Origin of the sequence: Blautia sp. Sow4_E7 (genome assembly GCF_052116245.1) — a bacterium.
GTDB lineage: Bacteria > Bacillota > Clostridia > Lachnospirales > Lachnospiraceae > Blautia_A.
Map to the genome: position 1 here is coordinate 1 of NZ_JBQKLL010000071.1, position 6,344 is coordinate 6,344.

12 protein-coding genes are annotated in these 6,344 nt (G+C 36.6%); all 12 read left to right on the top strand.

Going from position 1 to position 6,344, the window contains the following annotated elements; translation table 11 throughout:
• The first annotated feature begins 249 nt into the window (after window positions 1-249).
• Window positions 250-462 (top strand): sporulation initiation factor Spo0A C-terminal domain-containing protein, encoded by a 213-nt coding sequence (locus ACTQ50_RS18750; RefSeq protein ID WP_026648209.1) that lies wholly within the window; start codon window positions 250-252, stop codon window positions 460-462.
• 4 nt (window positions 463-466) lie between these two features.
• Entirely contained in the window at window positions 467-895 is a 429-nt protein-coding gene (locus ACTQ50_RS18755; RefSeq protein WP_024854725.1) for a hypothetical protein, read from the top strand.
• Window positions 896-1,074: 179 nt separating this feature from the next.
• Entirely contained in the window at window positions 1,075-1,284 is a 210-nt protein-coding gene (locus ACTQ50_RS18760; protein WP_024854726.1) for a DUF6219 family protein, read from the top strand.
• 3 nt (window positions 1,285-1,287) lie between these two features.
• Window positions 1,288-1,743 carry a thioredoxin-dependent thiol peroxidase gene (bcp, locus tag ACTQ50_RS18765; RefSeq protein WP_441485431.1) on the top strand — a complete coding sequence of 152 codons (456 nt, stop codon included), beginning with the start codon at window positions 1,288-1,290 and terminating at the stop codon, window positions 1,741-1,743.
• Window positions 1,744-1,748: 5 nt separating this feature from the next.
• A complete protein-coding gene (gene yaaA, locus ACTQ50_RS18770; protein ID WP_441485432.1) occupies window positions 1,749-2,498 on the top strand; it encodes a peroxide stress protein YaaA in 750 nt (249 codons plus the stop codon).
• A gap of 126 nt (window positions 2,499-2,624) precedes the next feature.
• The gene (locus tag ACTQ50_RS18775; RefSeq protein ID WP_441485433.1) at window positions 2,625-3,032 is read left to right on the top strand and encodes a Fur family transcriptional regulator; all 408 of its coding nucleotides are present in this window, start codon (window positions 2,625-2,627) and stop codon (window positions 3,030-3,032) included.
• Window positions 3,025-3,642, top strand: coding sequence for a flavin reductase (locus tag ACTQ50_RS18780; RefSeq protein WP_441485434.1), 618 nt, complete (start codon window positions 3,025-3,027; stop codon window positions 3,640-3,642). Before ACTQ50_RS18775 ends, ACTQ50_RS18780 begins: the two co-directional genes overlap by 8 nt.
• A gap of 20 nt (window positions 3,643-3,662) precedes the next feature.
• Window positions 3,663-4,205, top strand: a complete 543-nt coding sequence (gene rbr, locus ACTQ50_RS18785; protein WP_242834641.1) for a rubrerythrin — start codon at window positions 3,663-3,665, stop codon at window positions 4,203-4,205.
• A 50-nt stretch (window positions 4,206-4,255) separates the two neighbouring features.
• Entirely contained in the window at window positions 4,256-5,176 is a 921-nt protein-coding gene (locus ACTQ50_RS18790) for an L-lactate dehydrogenase (RefSeq protein ID WP_441485437.1), read from the top strand.
• A 27-nt stretch (window positions 5,177-5,203) separates the two neighbouring features.
• Window positions 5,204-5,578: a desulfoferrodoxin family protein gene (locus ACTQ50_RS18795; protein WP_441485435.1), complete on the top strand. Its 375-nt coding sequence runs from the start codon at window positions 5,204-5,206 to the stop codon at window positions 5,576-5,578.
• A 91-nt stretch (window positions 5,579-5,669) separates the two neighbouring features.
• The gene (locus tag ACTQ50_RS18800) at window positions 5,670-5,828 is read left to right on the top strand and encodes a rubredoxin (RefSeq protein ID WP_005339874.1); all 159 of its coding nucleotides are present in this window, start codon (window positions 5,670-5,672) and stop codon (window positions 5,826-5,828) included.
• Window positions 5,829-5,982: 154 nt separating this feature from the next.
• Window positions 5,983-6,240, top strand: a complete 258-nt coding sequence (locus ACTQ50_RS18805) for an SDR family NAD(P)-dependent oxidoreductase (protein WP_441485436.1) — start codon at window positions 5,983-5,985, stop codon at window positions 6,238-6,240.
• Window positions 6,241-6,344: the final 104 nt, after the last annotated feature.

A 6,344-nucleotide genomic window follows, 5' to 3' on the forward strand; every position in this document is an offset into this window, starting at 1 on the left:
TGCATTTTTCGTCATCATAAAAAACACCGCCCTTCTGATATTTATTATATCAGAAAAGCGGTTCCAACAATAGCAAAACCCTGCAAAAGCAGGGCTTTGTCTACAATCTGGGAAGAGCAAGCTGCTCTTCTTTTTTTGTCCTTTTTATCCAATTTTAAGTTGTAAAGTCTCTTTCCATGCCAACAGAAATATGCTAAATTGATTTTATAGAACAAGATATAATTCCACTTATATATCGGAGGAAAATGAATGAGAGAGAAAACTATATATGAGAAGATTGCAGAAAAGTATAACACAACACCAGAAGAAGTACGCAGAGAAATGCAGATAGCCATAGATGCAGGATTTGATAATCCTGACCCGGCTGTGCAGGAAGAATGGAAGAAAATGACACTTAAAGGAGACAGGCCCACACCGGAAGAAGTAATCAATTACGCAGTAAAAAAATTAAAAGGAAATTAAAAATATGAAGAAAAAGATAATTGCAGTAATTTCAGGAACAGCAATCTTGATAATTGCTGCAGGAAGTATTTATGGGAAATTTGAATCCAGTCATAAAGAAGGCGAACCAGATGTAGTTGGAACTTTTTCTGTAAATCGGGATGAAAATATAACCGTGGTCGCAAATAGGGAAGATATTGAGGATAGAGAAGCGTTTGCAAGAAAACTTTTGCAGATGTACAAGGATGATTCTTTTCATTCGACAAAATTCTCCACAGACAGAGGATATGCGACGAGCATTGATATGAACATCTATTTATGGAAAGAGGATATTGAAGACGGGGAATCGGTAATGACAGCCGAATATAGACCTGTAGAATACGGAAAGGACTATGATGTTGTCAATAATCCTGATAAATTTCAACTATATATAGATGGAAAAGAGATTAAATAGTAATCTCCTGAAAGCAAGCTTTTTGTCAATTATTTCAAAGAAAAATTAAAGGATAACAATACATAGTTTTGACAATGATATTTTGAAAAATTTTATAGGAATGCTCTATTATCAAATTGACATAGGAATATGGTAGCGTATAATTAGAATTGAATACACTGAAAAAATGGAGGAATTACATGAAAGCACATAAATATTGGTCAGTAGGAGCATTGATCACAATGATTGGAACTTTTTATACAGGATATAAAGGGTTAAAAGCAGCACACAAATACTTTGCATTTGGCTCTCTGATATGCATGATTATGGCAGTCTATTCTGGTCATAAAATGATTTCAGGTAATAAAAGAACAAGAAAACAGGTGGAAAATACAAAAGCGGAGGAATAGTAAATGCTAGAGTTAGGAATAAAAGCACCGGATTTTGAATTGCCGGATCAGAACGGAGAAGTGCATAAATTAAGCGATTATGCAGGAAAAAAAGTGATCTTATATTTTTATCCAAAGGATAATACACCAGGATGTACGAAGCAGGCATGTGGCTTTTCTGAGCGTTATCCACAGTTTACTGAGAAGGGAACTGTTATTCTCGGAGTAAGCAAGGACTCTGTAGCGTCTCACAAGAGATTTGAAGAAAAATACGGACTGGCATTTACGCTATTAGCAGATCCGGAGCGTAAAGTTATTGAAGCATATGATGTCTGGAAAGAAAAGAAAAATTATGGAAAAGTATCTATGGGTGTAGTAAGAACTACATATCTTATTGATGAGCAGGGAATCATTATAAAGGCAAATGATAAAGTCAAGGCGGCAGATGATCCTGAAAATATGCTTAAGGAATTGTCATAATCATAATGAAGATTATTTTATCACCTGCAAAAAAGATGATTGTAGATACCGATAACTTAGCACCGGTTGAACTGCCTGTCTATATTGATAAGACAGCAGAAGTATTAAACTGGATGAAAAGCAAATCAAAAGAAGAACTGAAAGCTATCTGGAAATGTAATGACAAGATTGCAGAGCAGAACTTTAACAGATTGGGAAATATGGATCTTTATAACAGGCTTACTCCGGCTGTTTTATCATATGAAGGGATTGCATTTCAATATATGGCACCATCTGTGTTTGAAATCCAGCAGTTTGAGTATTTGCAAAATCATTTAAGAATCTTGTCTGCGTTTTATGGCATTTTAAAACCAATGGATGGTGTGACTCCTTATCGTCTTGAAATGCAGGCAAAGGTTGGAATTGGAGATGCAAAAAATCTGTATGAGTACTGGGGAGAATTGTTATACCGCTCAGTAATCGATGACAGTAGGATTATCATTAATCTTGCATCAAAAGAATACTCAAAATGTATAGAAAAGTATCTGACACCACAGGACAGATATATTACGATTGTATTTTGTGAGTTATCCGGAGATAAATTGGTAACAAAAGGTACCTATGCCAAGATGGCTCGTGGTGAAATGGTCAGATTCATAGCAGAAAATAATATTGAAAATCCGGTGGAGATTCAGAAATTTGACAGACTCGGATATTCGTTTAGGTCTGATTTATCTTCAGATTCAGAATATGTATTTGAACGCAAAATAAAATAGTTATTCAGGTAAAAGATGCTCAGTTTGGAAGCTTTTATAATAATGATAATTATTACTATTATTTTGACAACAGGATAATAGTGGTATATAATCCTTATTAAGAACTAATCCTAATAAGGAGGACAAATGACAAGTAGGAGAAATACCATTCAAAAAGATCTTGTAAGAAATACCGTATACGAAATGAGAAGACACGTTACGGCAAATGAAGTGTATGAATTTATAAAAGAAGCATATCCAACAATTGGAAAAGGAACTGTATATAGAAATCTTGATATATTGGTAGAGGAAGGTGCATTAAGAAAGGTTGAAGTTCCGGATGAACCGAACCGATTTGATTTTATATTGAAAAATTATTACCATGTAAGATGTATAAAGTGCGGTGAAATTTTTGATGTGGATATGGATCAAATATCGGATTTGCTGGAAAGAATTCATAACACTCATGGAATTGAATTTGTGGATTATGATATTTCATTTAAAGGCATTTGCCCGAAATGCAGGGAGAAGGTAAAGGAGGAACAGCATGGATAGGAAAGCGATGTATAAGTTGAGTTATGGACTGTTTATATTGACCGCTAAAGAAGCAGAAAAAGATAACGGATGCATCATTAATACAGCCATTCAGGCAGCTTCGGAACCAAACCAGTTAAGTATCTGTGTAAATAAGGCAAATTATACGCATGATATGATTCAAAGAACCGGAAAATTTACTGTATCAGTCTTAAGTCAGAAGGCACAATTTGAATTGTTCAAACATTTTGGCTTCCAATCAGGAAGAGATACCAATAAGTTTGAAGCATTTGAGCAGTGTGCCAGGGGCACAAATGGTATTTATTATATTACAGAAGGTACAAATGCATACATTTCTGTGACAGTTACTAAAACAGAGGACTTGGGTTCACATACGATGTTTATCGGTGAGATAACCGATATGGAAGTTTTAAGCAATGTTCCTTCAGTAACATATGATTATTATCAGAATAATATTAAGCCTAAGCCACAGGAGGTTGGAAAAACAGAGGACAGTCAGACAATATGGCGTTGCAGAATTTGCGGATATGAATATGTAGGCGAGGAATTACCAGATGACTTTATATGTCCTTTGTGCAAGCACCCGGCATCAGATTTTGAAAAAGTGTAAAGAAAACGGAGGTAAAAGAGATGGCAGCAAACAAATATGCAGGAACACAGACAGAGAAGAATTTACAGGAGGCATTTGCAGGGGAATCACAGGCAAGAAATAAGTATACCTATTTTGCTTCTGTAGCGAAAAAGGAAGGTTACGAGCAGATGTCAGCATTGTTTTTAAAGACTGCAGATAATGAGAAAGAACATGCAAAGATGTGGTTCAAGGAATTAGCAGGAATTGGTGATACAAAGGAAAACCTGGCGGCAGCGGCAGAAGGCGAAAATTATGAGTGGACAGATATGTATGATGGCTTTGCTAAAACAGCTGAGGAAGAAGGATTCCCTGAGCTTGCAGCAAAATTCAGGGCAGTAGGTGAGATTGAGAAGCACCATGAGGAAAGATATCGTGCACTTCTTAAGAATATTGAAACTGCACAGGTATTTGAAAAGAGCGAAGTTAAGGTATGGGAATGCCGTAACTGCGGACATATTGTGGTAGGAACTAAGGCGCCTGAAGTATGTCCGGTATGTAATCATCCACAGAGCTATTTTGAAGTACATGAAGAGAATTATTAAGGAGATGAGATTATTACGAAGAAGAAAGTGATTAATTCAAAAAATTGGTAATGATAGGCTGTGGCTTTGTTGGTTCTGCATCGGTATTTGCGCTGATGCAGAGTGGCTTGTTTACAGAGATTGTCCTTATCGATGCAGATAAGAACAAGGCAGAAGGAGAAGCTATGGATATCAGTCATGGTATTCCATTTGCGAGTCCGATGAAAATATATGCCGGAGATTATGATGATGTGGCTGATGCTGCAATTGTTGTCATATCTGCCGGAGCGGGACAGAAACCGGGAGAGACAAGGCTTGATCTTGTAAATAAAAATGTAGCAATATTTAAGTCAATCATTCCTGAAATAGCAAAGAGAAATTTTGCAGGTATCATGCTTGTAGTAGCGAATCCGGTAGATATTTTGACACAGGTAGCCATAAAGTTATCAGGACTTCCGGAAAACAGGGTTATTGGATCTGGTACAGTGTTAGATAGTGCCAGATTAAGATATAAGCTTGGTGAACATTTATCTGTGGACAGTAGGAGTGTTCATGCATTTATAGTCGGTGAGCATGGAGACAGCGAAGTTGTAGCATGGTCATCAGCCAATGTATCTGGGGTTCCATTAAGTGAAATGTGTGAAATGCGTGGACATTACAAGTACAAGGAAAACACGGCAGAAATAGCTACAGCAGTCAAGAACAGTGCTTATGATATTATAAACAAAAAGCACGCTACATATTATGGAATTGCAATGTCTGTAAAAAGAATCTGCGAAGTGATTATGAGAGATGAAAAATCAATACTTCCTGTATCACACATGATTCATGGAGTATATGATATTGACGGAGTATCGTTAAGTATGCCAGCTATTGTAGGTGCAGATGGTATTGAGTCTGATATACCTATTAATTTAAGTGGCGAGGAAGCGTTAAAGCTTAAGGAATCTGCAGATTCATTGAAAAAGATTATGGAGACAATTGAATTATAAATTTTACACATGGAAGGAGAAAAAGGCATGGAAGTAAGGTATTATATTTGTAAGCATTGTGGAAACATTGTTGAAAAGATAAAGGATAAGGGTGTACCTGTAATTTGTTGCGGAGAACCTATGCAGGAATTAAAAGCCGGAGTGACAGATGCTGCTGTCGAGAAGCATGTACCTGTATATACGATAGAAGGCAGTCATGTTCATGTCGTGGTCGGAGAGACAAAACATCCAATGCTTGAAGAGCATTTCATTGAGTGGATTACATTAAATACAAACCAGGGAATATACAGAAAACAGTTAAATCCAGGGCAGGAGCCGGTAGCAGATTTTTGTCTTTGCGATGGTGAACAGGTAGAAGAAGTATATGCATATTGTAACCTGCATGGATTATGGAAATGCTAAAAGCATTTATACATATTAAGGTTACAGAACAACACAAATACAACAGTAATATATGCTGTGTATTAATATATTTATAAGGAGGAACAAACTAATGAAATATGTATGTGACGTTTGCGGATGGGAATATGATGAAGAGGAAGGTTATCCTGAAGGTGGTATTGCACCAGGAACAAAGTGGGAGGATGTTCCGGAAGATTTTGAATGCCCATTATGTAATGTTGGAAAAGATCAGTTTTCAGAAGTTGAATAGAAGCCAAATCTTGTGTTAAATACGGATGGATAAACCAAAACCCTGGTGCGTGAGCAACAGGGTTTTTTATTGCGATATTTTGTGATGATATCACAGAAAATAATCTACCTTTTGCTTATAATGTAGCTAGAAACTAAGTAAGGAGGTAGTTTAAATGAGATTAAATGATAAAGTTGCAATCATTACGGGTGGAAGCCGTGGTATAGGATTTGCTACAGCTGATAAATTCTTGAAGGAAGGTGCTTCAGTTGTGTTGGCAGCAAGTTCACAGGAATCGGCAGATGTTGCTGTAGATAGATTAAAAGAAAAATATCCCAATGCAATAGTTGCTGGAATTAGTCCAAATCTGGCAAGCATGGAGTCTGTCAGAAAGGCTTTTAAAGAGGTAACTGAAAAATATGGATGTTGTTAGTGACTTCATGAGCTGTCACTGATGTGATTTCATCGCCTGTCAGTAGATTGTTCAGTTTTCTGTCTTTGTTTATGTTAGCAGACTGGGGAGTTTCCCTCCCCAGA